Genomic DNA, 25,038 nt, shown 5'->3' on the forward strand with positions numbered 1-25,038 from the left:
TTCCTCCGAAAATACTTCATGTCAGGAAATCTAACATGAAGTATAAAGTTTTCTGAATTTTTAGTTGATTTTTCATTTTATTTCGAATATGATATGAAACATAACAAAACAATGTTATTTTTTCTAACATCACAGGAGGGAAAAGAATGAATATGGGAGATACGGTTTTTATGTTTGTAACGACAGTAATGGTCATGCTGATGACACCAGGATTGGCACTTTTTTACGGAGGCATGGTTCGCAGTAAAAATGTACTGAGCACAACAATGCATAGCTATAGCGCAATGGCTATCGTCTCAATTCAGTGGATTGTTATCGGTTATTCTTTGTCATTCGGACCAGATTGGCACGGACTTATCGGTACACTTGATTGGTTCGGCTTAAACGGAGTTACCTACGCACCAAATCCAGACTACTCATCTACTATTCCTCACAATTTATTCATGATGTTTCAACTCATGTTTGCCATTTTAACTCCCGCTCTAATTTCAGGTGCATTCGCTGAAAGAATGCGATTTTCTGCCTTTCTTATTTTTATCCTTCTATGGACAACAATCGTTTACAATCCCGTCGCTCATTGGGTATGGGGCGTTGGCGGATGGCTAAGAGAACTCGGCGCGCTAGATTTCGCTGGTGGTAACGTCGTTCATATCACTTCTGGTGTTGCTGGTCTTGTATTAGCTATTTTCCTTGGAAAACGAAAAAATATAAGCGGTACCTCTCCTCATCATTTACCATTTACGATGTTAGGCGCTGGTCTACTTTGGTTCGGCTGGTTCGGTTTTAACGTCGGGAGCGCATTATCCTTAAACGACGTAGCTTTAACTGCATTTATTAATACAAATATAGCCGCTGCTGCCTCTGCTCTAACTTGGATGCTATCTGAATGGTTCTTCCAATCAAAACCGACTGCGATGGGAGCTGCTTGCGGTGTTGTTTCCGGGTTAGTCGCAATTACACCAGCTTGTGGATTCGTTACCCCTTTCTCCGCTCTTCTTATCGGAGCAATTGGCGGTATATTATGTTTCAGTGCTGTCTTCTTCTTAAAAACGAAATTCGGATACGACGATACTCTTGATGCCTTTGGATGTCACGGCATCGGAGGAACTTGGGGCGGTATTGCAACTGGACTTTTCGCGACTACCACTGTAAACGGCGATGGTGCTAACGGTTTGTTTTACGGAAACGCAGCTTTACTATTTAAACAACTTGTCGCAATCGGAGCAACGTATGCATTCACAATCATAATGACATACGCCATTATTAAAACGATTAACTTCTTCCTCCCTGTTCGGGTCGATGAGCATGAAGAACAAATGGGGCTTGATATTTCGATGCATGGAGAGAAGGCTTATGAATATACGGAACGAGTGAATTAAAAAAAGAGATGCAATCTATTCATATTAGATTGCATCTCTTTTTTTCGCACTCGACCGCATACCCCACATAGTATATTTGCAAATATATCAACGTTTCGACATGACAAAAGCGAAGAATCCCCCTAACGCTACAAGTAAAATAAAAAAGACGACCGAAAGCCGGTCATCTTTTCCTATTTATTTCGGAGCATTTCCTACATATTGCGAAATATCAACATTTAATGCCTGCGCTAAACGCATACCGTACTCTTGATCTGCACGGAAGAAGTTACAAACAGCTAATAATTTCGTACGTTCATTTACGTCTTTTAAGTCGTTTGTTAAGTTTGCAATTAAGTTGTCTTGCTCTTCTTTAGAGAATGAACGGTAACGCTCACCTGCTTGCTTGAAGTCATTTGGTTTCTCAATTTTTTCACGAGATACATAGCCTTCTACTTTCATAGTTGAATCGCGGTACGTTGGATCCTCAACTGGGTTTTCTGTATGACGGCTCGGTTCATAGTTTACTGTAGATGGGTTTTGATTCATTTGCATCGCACCATCACGTTGTTGGTTACGAACAGCTGCATACGGACAGTTTACAGGAATTTGTAAGTAGTTTGCACCAAGGCGATAACGCTGTGTATCTGGATAAGAGAATAAACGACCTTGTAATAATTTATCTTCAGATGGTTCAATACCATTCACAGTTGCACTTGGCGTAAACGCCGCTTGCTCTACTTCTGCAAAGAAGTTTTTCGGATTACGATTTAACGTCATTGTCCCCACTTCAATTAATGGGAAACGATCTTCTGGCCATACTTTCGTTGGATCTAATGGATCAAAGTCTAAAGAATCCGTTTCATCTAACTGCATGACTTGTACGTGTAAATCCCATTTCGGATAGTTTCCTTTTTCAATCGCATCAAACAAGTCACGAGTTGCATGGTTGAAGTCTTTCCCTTGTACTTCTTGCACTTCTTTCGCACTTAAATTGCGTACACCTTGCTGTGGTTTCCAGTGGTATTTAATGTAAACAATTTTACCTTCTGCATTAATCCATTTGAATGAATGGACACCGAAACCTTCCATTTCACGATAATTTGCTGGTGTACCGTAATCAGAAAATACCCATGTCATCATATGTGTAGATTCTGGAGTTAACGTCATGAAATCCCAGTAACGATCTGGTGTTTGAACATTTGTATCAGGTGCCGGTTTTAAAGAATGCACCATGTCTGGGAATTTAATTGCATCACGAATGAAGAAAACTGGTAAATGATTACCTACGATATCATAGTTTCCTTCTTCTGTATAAAATTTAACAGCGAAACCACGTGGGTCACGCGCTGTTTCCGGAGAACCTTGACCATGAATAACCGTTGAGAAACGAACAAATACAGGCGTTTCAGTTCCTTCATTTTGTAAAAATGCTGCTTTCGTATATTGCTTCATGCTGTTTTTCGTTACGAATACACCGTGAGCACCTGCACCACGTGCATGCACAACGCGCTCTGGAATACGTTCACGATCAAAGTGTGCAAGTTTTTCTACTAAATGATAGTCTTCTAACAATACCGGTCCACGGCGACCAGCTGTACGAGAATTTTGATTGTCTCCAACTGGAGCACCTTGGTTTGTTGTTAAGCGATTATTTGGATTCATATGGGGGATCCTCCTCTTTCCTTCACAGTAATTATTATTTATTTAAAATTATTATAAACTAATTATTATTCAAAACAAAATCTTTGTCAACTATCTCCATCATTTTTTAGAAATAATTCCAGCTAAACAATCAATAAACACTGATTGTGCATTCAGCATATTTGGTCTAAAATATGCCGCATTTAATCCATCCATTACAACTTTACATTCATGATCATCAGCATATACAACTTCTACATACTCTGCGACAAAACCAACTGATCAATATATGAAAGATTCATAGCCGTACTCTTCATATAAATCTTTCGTTAAGTCTTGCACATCTGGCCCAATCCACGAATCAGGCATATTTCCCGCACTTTGCCAACCAATTGTATAGTTTTGAATCATTGCAGCCGCTACGATAATTTTTTCCAGTGTTCCATACACCATTACGAGTAAGCCTATTTTTTATAAATGAGAATCTTTTTCAAGAACATTCGTTTCCAATTATAACAACTAATAATAAGTACGTCAAAATAATAATTCTAATTAAATATTATTTATAATATGATTTTGAATTTTATATGGTAATTTATTTAAGAAAAAAGCGACTCACATATATGCAAGCCGCTCTTCCCCTATTCTTTAATATTCACTCCATACTCTTTAAACCACACATGAATTTGTGCTAAATGTGCCAAAAGTTGCGGCCCAGTCATTAATTGACCGAACCACGGCGTTTGAAATGCACTGCCGCCTGACTGAATCAATCCACTCAACTGTTCTTTATCGAACAGTTCATGCAAAATTGATCCTTTATCCGTTAATAAATCTTGAAGCCATACTGTTACCGCCTTTGTATAGTGCGGATTATGCGTTTTCGGATACGGGCTCTTCTTTCTATATAAAATGTCATTTGGAAGTATCCCTTCTAACGCTTTGCGTAATAGACCTTTTTCGCGGTTTTCATACATTTTCATTTCCCAAGGAATATTCCACGCATATTCGACAAGGCGATGATCTGCAAATGGAACGCGCACTTCTAAGCTTGCCCCCATACTCATACGGTCTTTTCTGTCTAATAATGTTGTCATAAACCATACCATGTTTAAATAAAATAATTGTCGTCTTTTCGCTTCTAGCGGACTTTCTCCTTCCAAAATAGGAACTTCTTGAATGGATTCTTCATAGCGTTGCTGTACATATTGTTGTAAATTTAATTTACTTCTCCATTCTTTCTTTAGAAGTTGTTCACGCGCCTCTGTAGAGCGCATCCATGGGAATGCACTTGATTGTAAATCATCTTCTCTATAAAACCACGGATACCCCCCAAATATTTCATCTGCACATTCCCCAGATAAACCAACAACAAAATCTTGTTTAATTTCGCGGCAAAACCATAACAATGAAGAATCGATATCCGCCATACCCGGCAAATCACGAACGAGCACCGATTCTGTTAAATACTCTGCTAGCAGTTCATTCGAAATAATGCAGCGGTGATGGATTGTTTCAAATGTCTCAGTCATTAAGTTAATAAATGGTGCATCCGAATTTGGCTGGAATGCATTTGCTTTAAAGTATTTGTCATTATCTTCGTAATCAATAGAATACGTGTGTAATTGACCTTTTCCTGACCTTTCATACTCTTTCGCAGCAATTGCTGTTATAGCGCTTGAATCCACACCGCCTGATAAAAACGTGCATAGTGGTACGTCAGAAACTAATTGTCTCGTAATCGCATCTTGTAATAAAAAACGAGTTTTCTCTACTGTTTCTTCGAATGAATCTTCATGTTTTTTACTTTCCACATTCCAATATCTCCATATGCATAAACCGTCTTTTGAGAACGTCATTGCATGACCTGGACGTAATTCTTTTATACCAGCATAAATACCGTGCCCAGGCGTTCTAGATGGTCCGAGGCCGAATATTTCTGATAGTCCTTCTAGCGTTACTTCCGCCTTCACATCTGGATGCGCCAGTATCGCTTTTAACTCTGAACCAAATAATAATCGCCCGCTATCATATTTATAAAATAGTGGCTTCACACCTAATCGATCTCTGGCAATAAAGACTCGTTCATTTTTCTCATCCCATACTGCAAACGCATATATACCGTTTAAATGATCAACACATTCTTCTTTCCATTCGATATAAGAGGCCAATAGTACTTCTGTATCGGAATGACCTTTGAACGTATATCCTCTTCTTAATAATTCCTTTCGAATGTCTTCTGTGTTATACAGTTCGCCGTTGTAGCAAATGGCATAGTTTGTTTCATCCTTTAAACAAGTCATCGGTTGTTTACCACCCTCAGGGTCCACAACGATTAACCGTTTATGCCCAAATGCGACATTTCCTTTAATCCAAACTTTATTATCATCCGGACCACGCTTCGCTAACGTCTCAGCCATCTTCGTAACGACGTCTCTTTCTCCTTCTAATGAGCGTTTATAATCCACCCATCCTGTAATCCCGCACATATAAATCATCCTTCCATCTTATTTCTTTTCCTAAACGAGCAGTACTCTCCGCCCTAGGAATGCGGATCAAGAAAATGACAAACTTGCCGATACCTTACTATCCGCATAAAAAAAGTATTTTCACTCAGTAAAACGTGTTTTATTGTATGCCCGCCTATGTCTAGATGTGTCTAGTTATAAAGAATGCGCGAACTGTCTATAACAAGAATAACTACTTTCAATAAAGGAGAAATCATGTATGGTACAACGTAAACATATTTTATATAACCAGCCCCGCGCTCATACAGTCGGTAATGTAGAATATATAAACAATGAATGGGTATTCTTTGATGATGAAAATGATGAAGCATTTTTATTAGAAGATATTGCTGAAGATGGTTTTGAAGTTTTATATAACAACAACTGGTTACCGGCCCGTTTTTATGAACAAAACATATTGCAAATCGCAAATGAACAACACCCTCTGCAAAATGGGGAAATGGTACGAATTCGTAAAAAATTACTTCTTAGTTATAATGAATGGCTTGAGGAGTTACCTGATTCTGTCTTTGCATTATTAACAGAGGCATTACAATCCCTTCATTACTCTTTATATGATTGCATGTATTGTCATAATTATTTATCCTTCTTACCAAAAGAAGAAGCATGCGAAGGTGTAAATATTCTTTTATTCGATAATGAAGAGATGATTTGTACACTGCAACACCATTTTGTTCGTCACTCTACTTCAAATAAAAATATGTTCCGTTTTACGAAAGTAAATGGAGAAGAGTTGCATATCGATGCGACATAAAGTGAAACTTTAATCAGTGGGGGCATCCCACTGATTATTAGCCCGCACCAATCGGGTGTTTACGGGATAAAATAAAAACCACCTTATCTCCCAAATATTTGAGAGTATAAGGTGGTTTTATTTGTAATTAAAATACTTTCCAACCAATCGGTAATTTCAGTCCAAGATAAAATACTGCTACTAGCGCAACAATAAATAAGCCCCAAACCGCCCCTGTTGGTTTGTTTTTGCTCATTTTTACAAGAACCATTTCCATGCCGCCGATCACTAAAATACCTGCTAACATTTTCATGCCGTACCACATGTGCATGCTACCTGTTGCTGTTTTCACAATACTCATGTACAACATGAATCCTGTCACAATAATGATGATATACATTAGGCGAAGCCCCATATGTACACCTTTACCTTTTCTTCCTGCCGAATAAAGTGAATACGCCACAAAGAATAAAATTAAACCTAACGCCCATGCTGTAATATGCATATGTACCATCGTATCCCTTACCTCCTCTTTTCACACTTTTTCACTTTATATGATAACATGTTCATTTATTTTCAGGAAATGTTTCGCTTTTTTACATTTAAATGCTATAATATTTAGAGTATTTACAAACTTCTTGTAATAACAAAAGGGGGAACAATCATGATTCAAACTAAGGATATCATCGAACTAACAGACACATACGGGGCAAATAACTATCATCCACTTCCAATCGTTATTTCTAAAGCAGAAGGTGTTTGGGTAGAAGATCCTGAAGGAAACCGCTATATGGACTTACTAAGTGCATATTCTGCAGTAAACCAAGGTCATCGCCATCCAAAAATTATTAACGCTTTAATTGACCAAGCGAATCGTGTTACGTTAACTTCTCGTGCTTTCCATAGTGATCAATTAGGTCCTTGGTACGAAAAAGTTGCGAAACTAACAAATAAAGAAATGGTACTTCCAATGAATACAGGTGCTGAAGCTGTTGAAACTGCAATTAAAACAGTTCGTCGCTGGGCTTATGATGTGAAGAAAGTAGAAACAAACCGTGCTGAAATCATCGTTTGTGAAGATAACTTCCACGGACGTACAATGGGTTCTGTTTCTATGTCTTCCAACGAAGAGTACAAGCGTGGATTCGGTCCAATGCTTCCTGGCATCGTTGTAATTCCTTACGGTGATTTAGAAGCATTAAAAGCTGCAATTACGCCAAACACAGCAGCATTCATTTTAGAGCCAATTCAAGGTGAAGCAGGAATTAACATCCCACCAGCTGGTTACTTAAAAGAAGCTCTTGAAGTATGTAAAAAAGAAAACGTTTTATTCGTAGCAGATGAAATCCAAACAGGCTTAGGCCGTACTGGTAAAGTATTTGCTTGTGATTGGGACGATGTAACTCCTGACATGTACATACTTGGTAAAGCACTTGGCGGCGGCGTATTCCCAATCTCTTGCGTTGCAGCAAACCGCGACATTTTAGGCGTATTTGAGCCAGGTTCTCACGGTTCTACATTCGGTGGTAACCCACTTGCATGTGCTGTTTCTATCGCAGCTCTTGAAGTGTTAGAAGAAGAAAAATTAACAGAACGCTCTCTTCAATTAGGAGAAAAATTAGTTGGGCAATTAAAAGAAATTGATAACCCAATGATCACTGAAGTTCGCGGTAAAGGTTTATTCATCGGTATCGAATTAAACGAGCCAGCTCGTCCTTACTGTGAACAACTAAAAGCGGCTGGTCTATTATGTAAAGAAACACACGAAAATGTAATTCGTATCGCACCACCTCTAGTAATCTCTGAAGAAGATTTAGAGTGGGCATTCCAAAAAATTAAAGCTGTATTATCTTAATGATAGAGAGGTTGTCCTACATGTTGGGACAACCTCTTTCCTTTTCCAATCATTTACGTTAAAATGAAACTGAATATTCAGTCTTTATAGAGAGGGGATAACTATATGCTGTTAAAATATGGGAAACACATTAACTATTTAGCTACTATTTTTATTTCCATTACATTCATCGGCTTCCTATTATCCACAACGTTACTTAGTCATTATTCAACTTCTTATACATTTACACTACTTAAAGCCTCGTTTTGGACTGCCGTTTTCCTTACAGTTATCGGTTTTGGCCGTGAAAGAAGCTCTCTTGCTGTTATGCTAATTGGAATTTGTACATTAGCACTCATCGGATTATATATTTTCGCTTTTTTAGATTTTTTCAATAATCCATGGCCTTAAAAAAAGAGCTATCTTTATACAAGATAGCTCTTTTCTTCATTTCACTACATTTCTCAAAGTACCAATTCCTTCTACTGTAACAACAACTTCATCACCAGCATGCAAAAACTTCGGTGGTGTAAAACCTTTTCCGACACCAGCCGGCGTTCCTGTTGCTATAATATCACCTGGTTCTAATGTCATCCCTTTACTTATTGTTGAAATGATTTCTTCTATTGAAAAAATCATTTTATTTGTGTTTGAAGTTTGCCTTACTTCTCCATTTACTACTGTTTCAATGTGTAACTCATTCGGTGCTCTAACCACCGATTTATGAATCAAATACGGTCCCATCGGACAAAACGTATCGAAGCTCTTTCCAAGGAAAAACTGTTTATGCTTCCTTTGAATATCGCGAGCGGTTACATCATTTATAATTGTATATCCAAAAACATGTTCAAGAGCTTTTTCTTTTTTTATTTGCTTCCCTCTCTTGCCAATAATGATAGCTAGTTCTCCTTCATAGTCTAGTTCATCCGTTGCGTGAGGGTGACCATTAATTTGCTCATTCGTGCCAATAACTGTTGTTGGTGCTTTCGTAAAGATCATTATATTTTCTGGAATAGACTCTACTCCGCCCATTTCCACTGCATGTTCACGATAGTTTTTTCCAACGCACAGAATATTCTTTCTTGGCCTTGGAATCGGTGCTAATATTTTCACCTCTGTTAACGGATAATACGCTGTACATTCATTTTCCTTTGCCCAATTTACAATTTCACATATTTTCTCAAGACATTCGGTCCCTCTTTCAATACACTCTAACATTGTAATAGGGAGTGTAACCTTTTCCCCTTTTTGCCTTTGTGCTTCTCTTAAATGCAATACCTTTTCTTCTTCTTCATCCACAATACCTACAAATACCTTTTCTTCTTTCTTCGCCGTTACAAAACGCAATATTTCCACTCTCCATCCTAAAACTCATACCCTTTAATTGTATTCGCATCCGTAAGAAAAAAACCTTCTCATGTACGCTAATTTTTACAATATTCTTCTCTTATTCTATTCGTTACTCACTCACCATTTGACATAAAATGTAGAAATTATACTTTTTTTAGCGAAGGTGTTCCTTTTTTATGGAATTTTTGTATAATATGTACTAAATATATACTAAAAATTTCATGTAGAGATGGAGCCGATTTCAATGTTTGAGCAAGCTATCGAAAAAAAACGCGAAAAAATGATCTATTTTGCTGAACGCTACGGAATGACTTCGCAAAAAACAGTACATTGTAGCCAAGAATTGGACAGGCTCTTAAATGTGATTTGGCATATACATACGGATTTCCAACCTGCTCAAACGCTCAACACACACACGCAATAATGTGTGCGATTCTTTTATTTCAAAAAAGTACACATTTTATTGAAAACGCCCATACAATAGTAGAAAAGAAAATTTTAAAAATGAAGGGTGTTTTGTATGCCAGCTATGGTCGGACATATTCGTATCGTCAATATTGGATCAAGTGGTATTTTTCATATTGGAGATGTATTTGCGATTAGACCTATTAGTTACTCCCGTGCTTTCGCTGGGGCCGGCTCTTTTAATGTTGGAGATAATGTTTCTGTCTACAATTATCAAAGTTCAACGACTGTCAATGATTCAGATTTCATTGATCAAGCGATAATTGGCTCAACTTAAAGGAGGCGATTGCATTGAATTTTTATGTAAACCAAAGTATCATCATCAACAGTATTAGGATTGATAGCATCACAACTTCTTCTGTCTTCCAAATTGGCACAGCCGGAAGTATTAAAGCTCTATCCAAATTTTCGAATTCCGGTGGATTTACAGAGCCCCTTCGTCCATTACAGGCGAAAGGACAAATTATTTCCATCAAGCCTTCAACTAGTTCTTCTTAGACCAACATTATCATAAATATATAGCAAGAATATACCCTCCCTATTGAAAAGGAGGTTTCACAAAATGAATCAAGATATATACACTTACCTACACCAACTTCAGCAAGCTCTCCAAATACAGCAACAAACTATTCTAAATCTTGAAGATCAAGTTCGCCTACTACAAGAAGAGCTTAATGAGTTAAAAAGTCGTCCCTCCTCTTCTATAGGAAAAGTGGAATATAAATTCGATCAATTAAAAGTAGAAAATTTAAACGGTACTTTAAATATTGGCTTGAATCCATTTTCAACAAAGGGGCAGCAAATTGAAGATTTCCAAGTGGATACAGAAACATTAAAAGTAAATCCTGAAACAGAAATAAATCCAGACTTTTATCAAGGTATCCTTCAAGAAATGCATCGCTATTTAGATGAAGAAGCCTATAATCGAATTCTCCATTTTGAACAAGAAGAGAGAACACCACTTGATGAAATGTATCGTCAAATGATGGTGGATGACATAAAAAAACAGATGGAACATAGACTTCCGTATTATTTATCACAAGTTCAATCGTATGAGGGTATTTCCACAGATCCCGATTATTTACGAGATATCATTATTCAAGCAATGAAACAAGATATCGATAAAGCGTTCCTTTCCTTTATTCAACACATACCGGGCAATTTCCGAAAGGAGTAAGTATGTATGAACTTAAATGTTGTAAACCGTGAGTTAAAAGTAGGGCAGATTAAAATGAACGGGGTTTCTTCTTCCGCATTATTTTTAATTGGAGATGCAAACCTTCTCATCCTTTCTTCTATTCTTGATACACCATTTGAATCCGTTACTGAAGGGCCATTTGTACCATTAGTAACAGATGTCCCTCCGACTCCAGGTTGAGGAGAGGAAAAATTATGCTCCGTCATACTTCAATTGTACAAAATGTTTCTATCATTTCTATGGGGGTTGCAGCCGTCTTCCAGGCCGGGGATGCTAATCAAATAGAATTAAAAAATAGAGCGATTATCGTTCATCGAGAAATCCCTTGTTATATAAAAGGGGAAGGTCGTTTTGATGCGTTTGAGATCTTTACAGATGAACACATTACAATTCCAAAACGAACAACAGATGTAAGAATGAATATTGTAAATGAGTGCCCTTTTATTGAAGTAAATGATGTTCACTTGCGAACACTTTTAAATTCCGCATGCTTCCAAATCGGCAATGTTGACTATGTTTTTAATAATTCTCGTACGCTACAAATCCGCCAATTTATTACTGATGAACCTTCCTCTAAATAATTCATATAGTAATTAAAAAACTTAGTAAAGTAGGTGGATGGTATGCCTTCGGTTGTTGGAAATCTCGTCGTTCAAAACAGTAACGGCTCTTTCAATTTAGGGGATTTTTATAACGTGTCTCCGAAAGAAAATACGAAAGCTTATAACGGATCTGGCGCTTCCAATGTTGGATTCGTCGTGAATACCTTTAGCGGCGTTAGTGCAACAAATACGTTTGATTCTGATGTGGCAGACCAAGATCAGATTGGAACGGCGTAAAAAAAGAGGTGTCATACTAGGTGACACCTCTTTTTTCATTGCGCAATACATGTAATTTTTCATGAATAGATTCTACACTCATGTCTTTTCTTTGAATACTATTATTATTTAAACGATAATCCGCTCTCTTCCAAAGCCTTTCTAAGCTTCGGCATAGACACAGGCCCCATACCATGCAGTTTTAAAATTTCTTTTTCACTATATTTTGAGAGTTCTTCTACAGTATGAATGCCATGATGTTCTAATGCCCTTCTTGCTGGCGCTGAAAGAAGAGAGAGAAAGCCTTCTTTTGGCTTTCTCTCTTTCTCACAGGTCGGGCAAGTTGGACAATCGCTACTTTTATAGTACTCGTGTCCCTGTTCACAAGTTCTTAACGTTGCCATTTTTTTATAGCCCCTTTCTGTTGTCTACTCCTCAATATTTACAACGTGATTCCCATCAAAGAAGTATAAACATTTCTCTTTCACAGGATGTTGCAAGCTTTTCTCTAGCGCCTTTGCATATAACGAAAGCTGCACTTTATATCGATCTTCTAAAATCGGTTTCGCTTGTTCGAATCCGCCTGGGAACTTTCCTTCAATCGTATCTGTTTTGAAGTCGATTAACGTAATACCATCATCTTCTTCAATCATGCAGTCGATAACCCCTTGGACAAGAATCGATTCCCCGCTCTTACCTTGCCAATCTTGATATGCTTCTTCTGCTGAAAGCATCATCGTAAATGGTACTTCGCGCTCTACACTTTTCGCTGCCAATACTCTTTTACCTAAGTCACTGTCAAAGAATGAAATTACTTTTTCAATCGCTATTTCTTCCGCCTGCTCGAATGTTAATAATTCCTTATTTACCATTCCTGCGATTTGTTCTTGTAGCGTTTCGGCCTTAATCGGTTTCTTCAAATCTACATGCTGCATAACGGCATGAACTGCTGTTCCGCGCTCTGCGTACGTTAATCCTTTTTTCTCCATGAAACGCGGACGTGTTCTAATTGGGGCACGTAGTTTTTTAATAAAGGCGTTATCACTACCGTCTTCTGATTGATAATTTCTCTTTATTTCTGTAACAGATTGCTTCGCACGGTGGGATGTTGCTTCCTCATATCCGTACTTCCACATTAATCTGTCGTACACTTCTTCTTTTCGTTCACTCTCTAACGGAACAGCCTTTTTCTCACGAAGTGCTTCTAACAATTCTTGCTTCTCTTCTTGAACTGGTTCCGGCGCAAGTAACGTGTTGCCGTCAACAACTTCTACTTTCCAGCTAGTGTCATACCCATAAATTTCACCTGGAATACTTCCTTGCCCTAATTCAAGTAGCATTTCACTATCACGATGTCTATATAATGAAGGGGCAATCCAGTCTAAATAACAAGACGCCCCGGCACGAATGTGATCTGGTAATAACCATTCACTATGCTCCCTCGCATCAAGCCATTTTTCCATTTCCTTATTTGCATCCTTAACTGTTCCGATTAAAATTAACTTCTCTTTCGCACGCGTTAACGCTACGTATAATACGCGCATTTCTTCCGCGATTAATTCCATCTTCATTTTACGCTTAATCGCTAGTTGCGATAATGTCGTATATTTAATTCGTTTACGCGGATCGATAAATTGCGAACCGAAACCGAAATCTTTATGGAGTAAGAAGCGTTTCATTAAATCTTGTGTGTTAAAACGACGACCAAGTCCAGCTACAAATACGACTGGGAACTCAAGTCCTTTACTTTTGTGAATCGTCATAATGCGAACGACGTCTTCTTGTTCACCTAAAGCTCTTGCCGTACCCATATCATCACCGCGTTCTAAAATACGTTCAATAAAACGTAAGAAGCGGAATAGTCCTCTAAATGATGTTGCTTCATATTGTCGTGCGCGGTCATATAGTACACGCAGGTTTGCCTGCCTTTGCTTTCCAGCCGGTAAACCGCCAACGAAGTCGTAATACCCTGTCTCACCGTACACTTTCCAAATTAAATCAGAAAGTGATTGTTGACGCGCAAATTCACGCCATCCTTGCAGTAAGTTATAAAACCACTCTAATTTATCATGTAGTTCTTGCTCTTCTTCAAGCGGTGCTCCTTTTAAGAATGAGCTCATCACCTCATAAAACGAGCCTTTCTTTCCGTGAGCACGAAGCGTCGCAAGTTCTTCATCATTTAATCCAACAATCGGTGAACGAAGTACTGCTGCAAGCGGGATATCTTGCATCGGATTATCAATCACGCGGAACACGTTCATCATAATATTTACTTCTGTCGCTTCAAAATAACCAGTCGCAAGGTCCGCGTATACCGGAATTCCTTGTAGTTTTAACTCTTCCATAATTTGCGGCGCCCATGGCATAGAGCGAAGTAAAATAACGAAATCACGATATTGCACTTGTCGCATTTCATCAGTTTTACGATCATAGACTGTATATCCCGAATCAACCATCGCTTTAATCCGCTGCGCTATAAGACGAGCTTCAAGCTGTGCTTTTTCGACTTCTGTACCTTCTTCACCGTCTAACACTTCTTCTTCCGTTTGCTGAATGCATAGTAGTTCTGCCGCTACATCTTCACCTTCTGGATAGCTAGCACCTAGCTTTAATTCAGCGTCAGCATCATAGTCGATTTCCCCAACTTCTTCGCCCATAATTTGTTTGAAGATAAAGTTCGTACCTGCTAACACTTCATGACGACTACGGAAGTTTTTCGCTAAATCGATCTTCATTCCGCCGCCCGATCCTTCTTGCGTGAAGCGTTTATACTTTCCTAGGAACAAGCCTGGTTCTGCTAGTCGGAAACGATAGATTGACTGCTTCACGTCACCAACCATGAATAAGTTTCCTTCGCTCTCAGAATCTTTCGTTACGAATTTAATAATTGATTCTTGTACGAAGTTCGTATCTTGATATTCATCGACTAGTACTTCAGCAAATTTATTACGATATTGAAGTGCTACTGCTGACGGCTTCATTTCACCGTCTCCACTTTGCTCGCTTAAAATTTGTAAGCAAAAATGCTCTAAATCTGTGAAATCGACCATTCCTTTATCGCGCTTCATCGCTTGGAAGCGCTCTGTAAATACTTTTACGAGCTGAACGAGTTTTTCTAATACAGGATGCATATCTTGAAAATCTCGTAAGAAACTTTCTGGTCTGCGGCTAAATAGCTCTTCTTGTAATTTCTTCACTTCATCTTTCGCTTTATTACGAAGAGAGTCTACTTGTTTTACAACATCTTCATTGTAATCACTTTTCTTAATGCGCTTTAACGTTTGCCACGATACATTTTGCATCGCTTCATACACGCTTGTCCACGACTCACGAGCTGCTGCTGATAACGTTCCAAGTAAAGCTACATCCGCTTGCAGGGTTTCAACGCGAGGCGCTGGACCGTCAGGAAGCATTGCGAGTTCCGTCGCTTTCCGAATATGCGTTTCCGCCGTTTCAAGCTGGAATTTCACATCTTCTAATAAATAAGAAGCGTACACTAAATCTTCAATCGTCTTTCCTTCTACGTCGTATGCTTCTACTAATTTATCAAGCCATTTCTCCGGATTTGGATGCGCTCTTGATTCTGTATGAAGTGCTAAAATCATTCGCTGTAAGTCATCGTCACTACGGTCGCTCGTATAGCGGTCAACGAGTTCAAAGAATATCGTATTATCTTCGATGCCATACTCTTCTTCTAATATGTCATCTAGCACTTCTTCTTTTAATAACTCATTTTCTGTTTGGTTCGCAATGCGGAAACGAGGATCGACATCCAGCATGTAATAATATCCTCTAATAACTTGTAAACAAAATGAGTGAATTGTAGAAATGGAAGCTTTATTTAATAAGCTAAGCTGCTTTCTTATATGCTGTGAACCTGGCCCATCAATTAATACTTTTTCTAACGCTTCTCCAATTCTGTTTTTCATCTCTTGCGCCGCTGCATTCGTAAATGTTACAACGAGCAGGCGGTCGACATCGACTGGATTTTCTTCGTTAATAATCTTTTTAATAATACGTTCAACTAATACTGCTGTTTTTCCTGATCCAGCTGCAGCCGCAACTAAAATATCTCGTCCGTTCGCTACAACGGCTTTCCACTGGTCATCTGTCCATTGACTACCTTCTGGTTTTTTAGGCCAATTTTCTATCATTCTCCGCCAACCTCCTCTCTAATTTTCTCCATCGCTTCGCTATCTTTCATATCTTTTAACGATCGGAACTGATTATCTTCAAGTGACTCATCAAACTGACAAACTGATTTGAAGTTACAGAACGTACATGCCGCTTTATTCCCCATTTTATAAGGAGCAATATCAATAACACCTTCTGTAATGTCTTTCCCGATATTTTCAAACGTATGGTGTACATATTTTTGCAGTACGTTAAACTCTTGCTCACTTGCAATGCTAGAACGCGCACTAAATCTACCGTCTTTTTTCAGGCCAGCAGAAATAATATCAGAGCTTCCTGTTGTAAGTTTGTTATCCATTAAACGAACAACGTCAGCATCTCCCAATACGAGCCCTTTCATTTTAAATTTCTTTAAAATTTCTTTTTCAATTTCTGCTTCAGATGCGTCGCCTTTCATCTCAACAATTGGGTTATGAATATGGAAGTACAATACACCAGCTGGTGATGCTGTCCCGCCTTTTTTCATCCACGTTTGTGCATTTGAAGTAACAACATCTAAATACGTTAACATTTGAAGTGCTAAGCCGTAATACACTTCCGTTAAGTCTAGCGCTTTTGAACTTGATTTATAATCAATAATACGCAGGAACGTACCATTCTCATCTTCCGCCTTATCCACACGGTCAATACGGCCGACAACTTCCATCTTCACACCATTTGGTAACGCAAATTCCATTGGTGGAAGTGATCCTGTACCGCCCATACCGAACGGCACTTCTAGGTCAACTGGTACGAAGCCACTCGACTTCGCATGCTCACGAAGAATGATTGACGTACGGAAAATGATTTGTTGTAGTTTTTGTTTTAAATAGAAATGACGGTTTGAACTTAATAAAATTTGCCTTTGTAATAACGGCGCAATTTCTTCTATTACTAAAACAGAAAGATGCTCACACTCTTTTATTGATAAATCCGCCCAAGTGCGGTTTTCACGTAATAACTTGTCCGCAATTTTCTTTAGTGCCGCATGGAATAACTCACCGATATCTGGCGCATCAAGTTTGAAAATATCACGCTCTCTCAGAGATAAACCGTGCTGCGCAAAATGAGCGTACGCACAGCGGTTAAATAGTTCCATACGAGAGACGCTTCCCTTAATTGTATCTCCGTATAAATCTCTACTTACATCTGTACTTAGCTTTTGCGCGCGATTTCGGTAAAACAGACTCGATAGCACGCGGCTACTTTTTTGTTTCCACTCATCTGAAGTTACATAGAAGTTATATACGTCCCACCAAAAGTCTAAATTCCCTTCAAATCCGTATCGCTTCCACGTTTGTAATTGCTGCATCACGTAAGATAACGTTACTTCTGGCGTTGCTACGTATGAAATTTGTTCCGAACGTGATAAGTCGTTTACGTCATTCGTAATGAACGAGTCTTTTACATCAGGGAACATTCTTTTTATTTTCTTAATAAAGCTAGACGCTAATAACGTCTTTCCTTCTTCATCTGCAAGCGGGCAAGAAATATATAATTTCTCAGTCGCTCTCGTTACCATTTGGTACATAACGAACTGTTCTTCTAATAACGTTTGTCTCGTTGTTGGTGCTAATTCAATTCCTGCCGCGCCAAGAACTTCTCTTTCCTCATCAGAAAGCATTCCTTCATCCATCGGTGCTGCTGGAATGACGCCTTCATTTACGCCGATAATGAATGTTGCTTTCACGTTTGATAACCTGGAGTGATCAATATTCGCAACTAATACTTGATCTAATGACGGCGGAATGTTAGCGAATTGAAGCGCCTCAAGACCTGTCGACATAACGTCTGTAAACATAGAAAGTGACATTTTCTCTTCACCAAGCATCTCTACAAACGTATCAAGAAGGCTCATTACTTCTTCCCAAACTTGCTCATGGTCTGTCGCGAATAAGAAATCTCCGCTCTCTTCTGCACGTATACGTAATTCTTCTAACTTCTTCGGAACGTCCAGTTCTTCTAAAAATAAGTAAACGGCTTCGCACATTTGTATCACAGTTCCCGCACGCTTTAACCTTTTTTGCATACGAATAACAGGCGTTCTTACAACGTCACGTAGTCGATTTATTTTCTCTTCCATTTCACGTTCACTGTCTGTTATCATTCCGTTCGTATCGTCAAGTGAACGATAGCGGCGATACATCCATGGATCCTCAGAAGTCCATCTCTTCCCTTGTACACCGTACGCTAAACAGTAATTTTCAAACTCATCCATCTCTTCGCGCATCGCTTCTTTTCTTACGTCTAATGGATATAAAAGCTCTGTTTTCACGCAGCGAAACACCGCGTCATAACGCCAGTTCCCGCTAATAATTTCTAAGGCAGAACGAATACATTCTACTAACGGATGATGTGACATCGCGCGCTTTTCATCGATAAAGTGCGGAATATTATAATCCGTAAATAACGTTCGCATCACATCGTAATAACTTTCTCCATTACGAAGAAGGACTGCAATATCGCGGTAACGATACTTTTCATCCGCTACCAGTCTACGGATTTCACGCGCAACACCTTCTACTTCAGCTCGTAAATTCGCGGCTGTACTAATTGTTACACTCGCTTCACCGCTAAATTTCTCATTCGGACGCGCTTCATAATGAGCTTCTAAATGAGCTAATGCCGGAGAATGAAAACGAGGCTGTTCCATAAGTGGAATCGTTTTTTCAATTTCTATTTTCTCTTCACGCGCTACTTGTTTTATTTTTTCATACGTTAACGTCGTTTCATAAAATAGATCCAGTTCATTTACTGGCTGTGCTAACGTTTTTTCATCTATCGTTAACGCAATTGTGACTCTCGCTCCGCAAATCATTAACTTTCTTAAAATTTCAAGCTCTTGCGGAGAAAATGAATGAAACCCATCTATATAAATTTCAGCACCATTTACATATTCAGACTGCGGAAGCTTTTCCACTAGTAATTGCAGGTAGTCTTCTGAATCTAAATATTTCCCGATTAAAGTACGTTCAAAATCATCATATAATAGCTGTAAATCATATACTTTATTTGCTAGCAGCTTTTGCTCTGCACTGCTACTATGCGCGTCTAATTGTTGCCACATTTCATATACGTTTGATGGCGTCACATTGTAACGTTTAAACTCCGCAATCATACTGCCAAGATGTTCAAAGAAACCATTTTGCTCCGCTGCTTTTTGGAACACTGATAGACCATCTTTACGAGACTCTACAATTTTACGAAGTAACATATGTACGCCCGCTTCATCAATATGAAGACGACTCGCTCCGCCAACTTCTTGCAACACCTTCCACGCTAATCGTGAAAAACTAAAAACTTGTGCCCGAATAGAACCTCTTACATCCTCACTTCCAATTAACGCCTGCTGCGTCTGGAATGTCATCTGTTCTGGCACAAGATATAATATTGTTTCCCCTCTCGGGCGCTGTTTTAACTCTTCCTGTACTTCGTGTAAACAAAGTGTACTTTTTCCACTTCCCGCTCTACCAATCACAAATCGAAGTGACATGTAACCCCACCTTTCACTTACATAACGAACGTTAGTTTGCTACTATAATTGTATTATAGGACACGAAAAAAGACAAACGGCGTTGTTTGTCTTTTCTATACTTCTACTTCATTATATCAACCTTTTGAAAAATTCGTTTGTACCTCTTGAATTGGCCAATATCGTAAATCAACTTTACCGACAACTGTATCAGCTTTCACAAAGCCGAAGTGTCTACTATCCCAGCTACCAAGTCGATTATCACCTATTACAAAGATATATCCAGGTGGTACAGACTTTTCTTTCGTTAACTCTTCTAGTTTAAAATCGCCAGTTAGTTGCCTTCCATTTATCTCTTTCTTATACTTCTCTAAATAAGGCTCATCAATAAATTGACCGTTTATATATAACTTATCATGCTTATATTCAATATGGTCTCCAGGTAAACCGATAATTCGCTTTACATAGTCCTCTTTTTCATTCGCATGAAACACAACAACATCAAATCTGTTCAAGTCCCCTACTTGATAACTCACCTTATTTACAACGAGCATATTGCCATCTTGTAATGTAGGCATCATTGACTTCCCCTCTACAACATACGTTGAAAAGAAAAACGTTCGAAAAAATACAGCTAATAGTACACCAATTAAAATTGTTCTTATCCACTCTAGGCCTTCTTTTTTCAAAGTTTTCTTCATTCGCTTCTCCCCTTATCGTTTAATAATGAAGCTTTCTTTTACAAAGAAGACTATTCTTAATGTAGTTCTAACTTTACTTCGATTTTCTTACCGACATACCATAAAACAAAAATACCAATCCCTACAATTACCGATTTCACCGGATTATGAATAAATGATATTAAATCATGACCGATATACGTTAAAATAAAAATCATCACCAGCTTGCCAAATGCTAATGCTAATCCAAACTGTTTTACGCTAATACGAGATAAACCAGCTACAACGTTTATAAGCGCTGATGGTGTGAACGGAAAACAAAATATGACAAAAATTGGTGCGAATCCCTTTCTTTCAATCCATCCCATTGCCTTTCGCACTCTCTCATGTTTATTTACAAAAGAAAAGAAGCGACTTCGTCCAAAGCTGCGAATGATGAAAAATACGAGTAACGCACCTATTACTGATCCAAGCCACGAATAAATAAATCCATACCAAAAGCCAAATGCAACAGCATTCGCCAACACAAACACAATAAGTGGCAACGCTGGAATGAGCGCTTCTATCATCGGTAAACCAATGCCAAGAAGCGGTCCAAAAGCCTTATAACTTTCAACAATATGATCCATATTTTCTGGTGAAAAATAATCTTTGATTGACTGAAAATCCATTCTACACTTTACCCCTTTACTCTAATTACTACCTCTACTTTATCATTGCTTATAGGAAAGAGGAAATCGTAGATACGACATATGGAGACGTAATTATTAAATTTCCATATCTTCCGTTAGAATTCCTTCATTATTTAGCTATGATAATCTATCAATATTCGACAGGATATGAAGTTATTTTAGACAACGTGCCCAGATTATCACTCAATGGTTATTATAAAAAGTAATACTTAGTCTTTTTCATAAGAATAACCTTACTGCATGTAAGGTTATTTCTACCTATATGGCAATACGTAGCGACTGATCACTTATCCTTTTCTATTTGCTAGTTCTTACAAGCAAACTTTTTAGCAAGCGTACACTGTCAATCACGATAAGTATTAACATATATAAGAAAGATAGTATTAATACTGTACTCTGAATAGGTAACATTCGAAATTTGTATAGGAATTTATCAATCATATATATATCTTCTTCATTCGTTATAGTTGCAGGAGTGAAGATAAGGTAATCTCTCCAATTATCTATCCACGTTAAATTAACTGCGGAAAATTCCATCGTTCCTAACCACAAGTAAAGAAAAATTGGTATAAGAATCATATATTGCAGGCTATGTAATATCGTTCTTTGCTTCTTACATTCAATAATTTGAAAAACAATAAGTGTCAGCACATACACGATCGACAGAAAAAATACTATGGTGATAAACGGTTGAATTGAAAAAGCAAATAGCAATTTATCAATTTCGTTAATTTGACTATAATCTGTCGCATTTTGAGGTGTAAAAACAAAATGTTGTTTATCCGCACCTATCATTAACTGGCTACCAGTGAAACTAGTAAACATAAATGTAATAAAAAATATAGGTAAAGCAAGAATATATTGTGCCCAAAATAACATGGTCCTTTTCAACATACCATCTCCTTTTTATACAGTATGGAAAAAATATGATGTATGTTCACACTATATTAAGTATATAGAAGAATTACCATTATATTGTAATTCTATATTATCTTGAGCCCTTCGAGAACAAAAAGTTTGTACATTTCTCTCGTTTTATTTATAAATCTTACAGTGTAAACGGTATATATAATGAAATAAAAAAAGGATGAGTCTCCTCATCCTTTTCCCCTCATACATCCTCTTCTCTAACAAAATACACTTTCTCATAAGCTGGTCTTAATGTGGATTCATCCCTTTGATCTATCTCTTTAAAACAAGGATTTCCTTGTTTTTTCCTACGATCTTCATATTCTGTCCGCAATTTTGCTGTACGATTTTGCTGATTTTCGAAACTAGTTTTTGATATTTCTAATTTCACAGCAAAGCCATTTATAAATCTAATAATAAGATTTCCATCTTTTAATTCTTTGTTACTTTCAATATGAAAATGAGACAACCAAACGCACTCTTTTCTAGAATACGAATAGGTAGGGAAAAAATAAAGTTGATCTGTCGGACTAATCGCAATCGGTGCTTTATGTGTAATATGCGTTAACTCTTTCGTTCCTTCTTTTCTGCCAAAGAAACTAGAACCGTGCTTACGACAACTTCTCTCTATAATATCTAGAGGTTTTTGAAATACGAAAAAAGAATCTTCCATTTCAACAACTCGCGTAACAATTTTCTTTTCACTTAGAATAACAGGAAGTAAGGCCATTGTATTTTTAGTTACAACATAATTTTCGACATAGCGTTCCACTTTACTCTCCATACTCTATTATCTCCTTTTTATTTTTCATTTATATTAGCAGCTGCATATATAATTTTAGCACCTATGAAAAGGAAATGGTTTGCAGATTACGCTTTTTTACAATCTTTTATCATTTATCAAACAACTTCCAAATATAAAAATACTAATATACAGATAATAATATTTATAGTTGTAAAAAAAGCATCTATACTATCTACAAATATTAACAATCACTTTCTCTTTCCACACCATTACAACAATTAACTCTGCTATAATTAAAATAAAAATCCAATATATGGAGGTTCCTCATGGAAGAAAAAGAGATGCGACCAACCATTCAACTGAAAAACAGCAACATTGTGCTCGTAAAAGTAAAAAACTCAGCTAGTATTATATTCGGTTTATTCTTCATTCTATTACTATTCGTCAAGCCTTTTCGTAATTCGAAATGTCCAGAATGTAAGAAACGTGAGAAGAAAAAAGCGGAAAAAGAACAATAAAAAAAGGATGGCAGCAGCCATCCTTTTTTCCATCATCAACTATAAATTATAGTTTGATTACGTTTTTAGCTTGAGGTCCACGGTTGCCTTCTTCGATTTCGAAGCTAACTTTTTGACCTTCTTCTAAAGATTTGAAACCTTCAGTTTCGATTGCAGAGAAATGTACGAATACATCGTTTTCGCCTGGAACTTCGATGAAACCGAAGCCTTTTTCGTTGTTAAACCATTTTACTTGTCCTGTTACTGCCATGATTATTTCCTCCTAAGAAAATACAAATTATTTTAGTCTTCCTGTATAAAAAAAGAATCCACACATTATCAAATTCGAAACATAAACTAATTCTCACATACTTTTTCTCGTTCGTTTTCGGCACTTGATAACATATGGATTGCTTAATTTAACTATTCAACTGACATCATCATAGCACATTAAAATAAAATGTACAATCTTTTTCGAAAATAGAATTTCTAATTTTTAGTATTTCTTATAAAATAAAATCATCTCTATTCCAAATAAGGAGGCATTCATGACAACCAAAATTCCTAAAAAAACATTAAAGAGAATTGAAGAAGATATTGAAAAGCATAATCTTGGAAAGGCAAGAGACAGATTGCATGGTCTCATCTTTACATACCCAAATGAATTGCATCTTCGAAAACAACTCGGAGACATTTATTATAAATTACAATATCCAGAAATGGCTGGTCGTTATTGGTATCTAGAGGAGTATAAAACAGATATTATGCATGAATCATGTTTATTATTTGAAAAATCAATGGGAAATAATCCTTATCATATTGCACGTGCTTTAAAATTCAAAGGGGATTCCAGCAATATAAAGAGGTTAGATAAAGATCAGGCTTTATCTCCAGTACAGAAAAAAGTAACAGAAGAATTGGTTTATGAGTATAAAGAAACATGGCAAGATAAGTTAGTTACTCTTGGTTGTCTACTATTCCTTGCTTCCCTTCTCTTTTCTGCCATTGTTGGTCTATTCACTATTTGGAATTGGATTTTTTAATTATAGGGGGAATTTTCACATGTCAAACTACGCTAACGAGGAAAAGCTAACAGGTGGAAACGTCTCGAACGTATATCGTTCTGAAAATACTGTTCGGCGAGAGTTAAAGCCCGGTAGCGCAAAGGTTCATAAGCTATTACAACACTTAGAAAACAAAGGGTTTCATCATGCACCAAAGTTTTTGGGCATAGATGAAAAAGGTAGGGAGATTTTATCATTTATAGAAGGAGAAGCTGGCAATTACCCTTTAAAAGAATATATGTGGTCTAATGATGTGTTAAAAGAAATTGCAAAGATGCTCCGTCTGTACCATGATGCTGTAAGTGACTTTCCGTTATTAGATGATTGGAAGCCGATGGATCACACTCCAAATAACATTGAGGTTTTATGCCACAATGATTTTGCTATATATAACATTATTTTTAATGATGAAAAGCCAGTAGGCATTATTGATTTTGATGTTGCTGCTCCTGGTCCAAGGCTGTGGGATATCGCTTATACGCTTTATACTTGTGTGCCTTTAAGTAGAGTATATTATACAGAATCAGGTGAGGCAGTTCATTATGACTCGTCGCGACATGCTGGGCGTATGAAAGAAAGAGTGAGATTGTTTGCTCAATCCTACGGTAAAGGCATGGACGAGGATTACTTAGAAATGGTATTACTGCGCTTAAAAGGGTTATGTACATATATGAAGAGAAAAGCCAAAGAAGGCGACATGAATTTCCAAAGAATGATAGATGAAGGCCATTTGGATCATTACGAAAAAGATATGGAGTTTATTCGTGAGCATGGGAAAGAGTGGATTTAATATTATCGCTAATATAATTTCATTTCCTATCGCACCGTTCACCAAATAAAAGGGCACCTAGTCAAACAGTTTGACTGGGTGCCACTTT

General features: G+C 37.5%; 26 protein-coding genes and 1 pseudogene. 14 read left to right on the forward strand and 13 right to left on the reverse strand.

What is annotated here, in order from left to right; all coding sequences use genetic code 11:
• The first annotated feature begins 146 nt into the window (after positions 1 to 146).
• Positions 147 to 1,379, forward strand: coding sequence for an ammonium transporter (locus COI75_RS08115; RefSeq protein WP_001055858.1), 1,233 nt, complete (start codon positions 147 to 149; stop codon positions 1,377 to 1,379).
• A 177-nt stretch (positions 1,380 to 1,556) separates the two neighbouring features.
• On the opposite strand, the gene katB is transcribed toward COI75_RS08115, so the two are convergent.
• From katB to asnB, 3 genes and pseudogenes are all read right to left on the reverse strand, one after another.
• Positions 1,557 to 3,023: a catalase KatB gene (gene katB, locus COI75_RS08120; protein WP_001069190.1), complete on the reverse strand. Its 1,467-nt coding sequence runs from the start codon at positions 3,021 to 3,023 to the stop codon at positions 1,557 to 1,559.
• 58 nt (positions 3,024 to 3,081) lie between these two features.
• Positions 3,082 to 3,431 (reverse strand): annotated as a pseudogene (locus tag COI75_RS26455) (ferrochelatase); the annotation flags it as partial.
• Positions 3,432 to 3,643: 212 nt separating this feature from the next.
• A complete protein-coding gene (gene asnB / locus COI75_RS08130; RefSeq protein ID WP_000333985.1) occupies positions 3,644 to 5,491 on the reverse strand; it encodes an asparagine synthase (glutamine-hydrolyzing) in 1,848 nt (615 codons plus the stop codon).
• A 238-nt stretch (positions 5,492 to 5,729) separates the two neighbouring features.
• On the opposite strand from asnB, the gene COI75_RS08135 reads away from it, so the two are divergent.
• Positions 5,730 to 6,284, forward strand: a complete 555-nt coding sequence (locus COI75_RS08135) for a DUF2777 domain-containing protein (protein WP_000250679.1) — start codon at positions 5,730 to 5,732, stop codon at positions 6,282 to 6,284.
• 127 nt (positions 6,285 to 6,411) lie between these two features.
• On the opposite strand, the gene COI75_RS08140 is transcribed toward COI75_RS08135, so the two are convergent.
• A complete protein-coding gene (locus COI75_RS08140) occupies positions 6,412 to 6,777 on the reverse strand; it encodes a YisL family protein (protein ID WP_000233498.1) in 366 nt (121 codons plus the stop codon).
• Between the two features lie 150 nt (positions 6,778 to 6,927).
• Here COI75_RS08140 and rocD point away from each other — a divergent pair, with 150 nt between their 5' ends.
• Together rocD and COI75_RS08150 are read left to right on the forward strand one after the other, a co-directional pair.
• On the forward strand, positions 6,928 to 8,118 hold the full coding sequence (rocD, locus tag COI75_RS08145; protein ID WP_071731598.1) for an ornithine aminotransferase: 1,191 nt from the start codon (positions 6,928 to 6,930) through the stop codon (positions 8,116 to 8,118).
• A 105-nt stretch (positions 8,119 to 8,223) separates the two neighbouring features.
• The gene (locus COI75_RS08150; RefSeq protein WP_000925333.1) at positions 8,224 to 8,508 is read left to right on the forward strand and encodes a hypothetical protein; all 285 of its coding nucleotides are present in this window, start codon (positions 8,224 to 8,226) and stop codon (positions 8,506 to 8,508) included.
• 36 nt (positions 8,509 to 8,544) lie between these two features.
• Here the strand turns inward: COI75_RS08150 and COI75_RS08155 are convergent, their stop codons facing one another.
• Positions 8,545 to 9,444: a fumarylacetoacetate hydrolase family protein gene (locus tag COI75_RS08155; protein ID WP_001213084.1), complete on the reverse strand. Its 900-nt coding sequence runs from the start codon at positions 9,442 to 9,444 to the stop codon at positions 8,545 to 8,547.
• Positions 9,445 to 9,691: 247 nt separating this feature from the next.
• Between COI75_RS08155 and COI75_RS08160 the strand changes: the two genes are divergently transcribed.
• The 7 genes from COI75_RS08160 (at position 9,692) to gerPF (ending at position 11,949) form a co-directional block, all read left to right on the forward strand.
• Positions 9,692 to 9,871, forward strand: a complete 180-nt coding sequence (locus tag COI75_RS08160; protein WP_000462855.1) for an aspartyl-phosphate phosphatase Spo0E family protein — start codon at positions 9,692 to 9,694, stop codon at positions 9,869 to 9,871.
• Positions 9,872 to 9,967: 96 nt separating this feature from the next.
• A complete protein-coding gene (gene gerPA, locus COI75_RS08165; protein ID WP_001111189.1) occupies positions 9,968 to 10,189 on the forward strand; it encodes a spore germination protein GerPA in 222 nt (73 codons plus the stop codon).
• A 14-nt stretch (positions 10,190 to 10,203) separates the two neighbouring features.
• Positions 10,204 to 10,410 (forward strand): spore germination protein GerPB, encoded by a 207-nt coding sequence (gene gerPB / locus COI75_RS08170; RefSeq protein WP_001012513.1) that lies wholly within the window; start codon positions 10,204 to 10,206, stop codon positions 10,408 to 10,410.
• A 64-nt stretch (positions 10,411 to 10,474) separates the two neighbouring features.
• Entirely contained in the window at positions 10,475 to 11,089 is a 615-nt protein-coding gene (gene gerPC / locus COI75_RS08175; protein WP_001070756.1) for a spore germination protein GerPC, read from the forward strand.
• Positions 11,090 to 11,095: 6 nt separating this feature from the next.
• Complete coding sequence (gene gerPD / locus COI75_RS08180; RefSeq protein WP_001052805.1) at positions 11,096 to 11,290, forward strand: spore germination protein GerPD; 195 nt, start codon at positions 11,096 to 11,098, stop codon at positions 11,288 to 11,290.
• Between the two features lie 14 nt (positions 11,291 to 11,304).
• Positions 11,305 to 11,691 carry a spore germination protein GerPE gene (locus COI75_RS08185; RefSeq protein WP_000944042.1) on the forward strand — a complete coding sequence of 129 codons (387 nt, stop codon included), beginning with the start codon at positions 11,305 to 11,307 and terminating at the stop codon, positions 11,689 to 11,691.
• Positions 11,692 to 11,733: 42 nt separating this feature from the next.
• A complete protein-coding gene (gerPF, locus tag COI75_RS08190) occupies positions 11,734 to 11,949 on the forward strand; it encodes a spore germination protein GerPF (protein WP_001141570.1) in 216 nt (71 codons plus the stop codon).
• Between the two features lie 104 nt (positions 11,950 to 12,053).
• On the opposite strand, the gene COI75_RS08195 is transcribed toward gerPF, so the two are convergent.
• The 7 genes from COI75_RS08195 to COI75_RS08230 all read right to left on the reverse strand — a co-directional run bounded on the left by COI75_RS08195 (position 12,054) and on the right by COI75_RS08230 (position 22,638).
• Positions 12,054 to 12,332 (reverse strand): RNA polymerase alpha subunit C-terminal domain-containing protein, encoded by a 279-nt coding sequence (locus COI75_RS08195; RefSeq protein WP_000224036.1) that lies wholly within the window; start codon positions 12,330 to 12,332, stop codon positions 12,054 to 12,056.
• Between the two features lie 24 nt (positions 12,333 to 12,356).
• Positions 12,357 to 16,082 carry a helicase-exonuclease AddAB subunit AddA gene (gene addA, locus COI75_RS08200; RefSeq protein ID WP_000572308.1) on the reverse strand — a complete coding sequence of 1,242 codons (3,726 nt, stop codon included), beginning with the start codon at positions 16,080 to 16,082 and terminating at the stop codon, positions 12,357 to 12,359.
• A complete protein-coding gene (gene addB / locus COI75_RS08205) occupies positions 16,079 to 19,594 on the reverse strand; it encodes a helicase-exonuclease AddAB subunit AddB (RefSeq protein WP_098448285.1) in 3,516 nt (1,171 codons plus the stop codon). Before addB ends, addA begins: the two co-directional genes overlap by 4 nt.
• Before the next feature lie 116 nt (positions 19,595 to 19,710).
• Positions 19,711 to 20,274 (reverse strand): signal peptidase I, encoded by a 564-nt coding sequence (lepB, locus tag COI75_RS08210; protein ID WP_000751913.1) that lies wholly within the window; start codon positions 20,272 to 20,274, stop codon positions 19,711 to 19,713.
• A gap of 56 nt (positions 20,275 to 20,330) precedes the next feature.
• Positions 20,331 to 20,924: a TVP38/TMEM64 family protein gene (locus COI75_RS08215; protein ID WP_000347507.1), complete on the reverse strand. Its 594-nt coding sequence runs from the start codon at positions 20,922 to 20,924 to the stop codon at positions 20,331 to 20,333.
• 318 nt (positions 20,925 to 21,242) lie between these two features.
• Positions 21,243 to 21,839 carry a DUF4306 domain-containing protein gene (locus COI75_RS08225; protein WP_000920054.1) on the reverse strand — a complete coding sequence of 199 codons (597 nt, stop codon included), beginning with the start codon at positions 21,837 to 21,839 and terminating at the stop codon, positions 21,243 to 21,245.
• Between the two features lie 217 nt (positions 21,840 to 22,056).
• The gene (locus COI75_RS08230) at positions 22,057 to 22,638 is read right to left on the reverse strand and encodes a competence protein ComK (RefSeq protein ID WP_000444435.1); all 582 of its coding nucleotides are present in this window, start codon (positions 22,636 to 22,638) and stop codon (positions 22,057 to 22,059) included.
• Positions 22,639 to 22,925: 287 nt separating this feature from the next.
• On the opposite strand from COI75_RS08230, the gene COI75_RS08235 reads away from it, so the two are divergent.
• Positions 22,926 to 23,117: a hypothetical protein gene (locus COI75_RS08235; protein ID WP_098448286.1), complete on the forward strand. Its 192-nt coding sequence runs from the start codon at positions 22,926 to 22,928 to the stop codon at positions 23,115 to 23,117.
• Positions 23,118 to 23,163: 46 nt separating this feature from the next.
• On the opposite strand, the gene cspA is transcribed toward COI75_RS08235, so the two are convergent.
• Positions 23,164 to 23,367, reverse strand: coding sequence for an RNA chaperone/antiterminator CspA (gene cspA / locus COI75_RS08240; protein WP_000301522.1), 204 nt, complete (start codon positions 23,365 to 23,367; stop codon positions 23,164 to 23,166).
• 277 nt (positions 23,368 to 23,644) lie between these two features.
• On the opposite strand from cspA, the gene COI75_RS08245 reads away from it, so the two are divergent.
• On the forward strand, positions 23,645 to 24,139 hold the full coding sequence (locus COI75_RS08245) for a DUF6584 family protein (protein ID WP_098448287.1): 495 nt from the start codon (positions 23,645 to 23,647) through the stop codon (positions 24,137 to 24,139).
• A gap of 19 nt (positions 24,140 to 24,158) precedes the next feature.
• A complete protein-coding gene (locus COI75_RS08250) occupies positions 24,159 to 24,950 on the forward strand; it encodes a phosphotransferase (protein ID WP_098448288.1) in 792 nt (263 codons plus the stop codon).
• Positions 24,951 to 25,038 lie beyond the last annotated feature (88 nt).

The organism is Bacillus cereus (assembly GCF_002564555.1).
GTDB lineage: Bacteria > Bacillota > Bacilli > Bacillales > Bacillaceae_G > Bacillus_A > Bacillus_A cereus_K.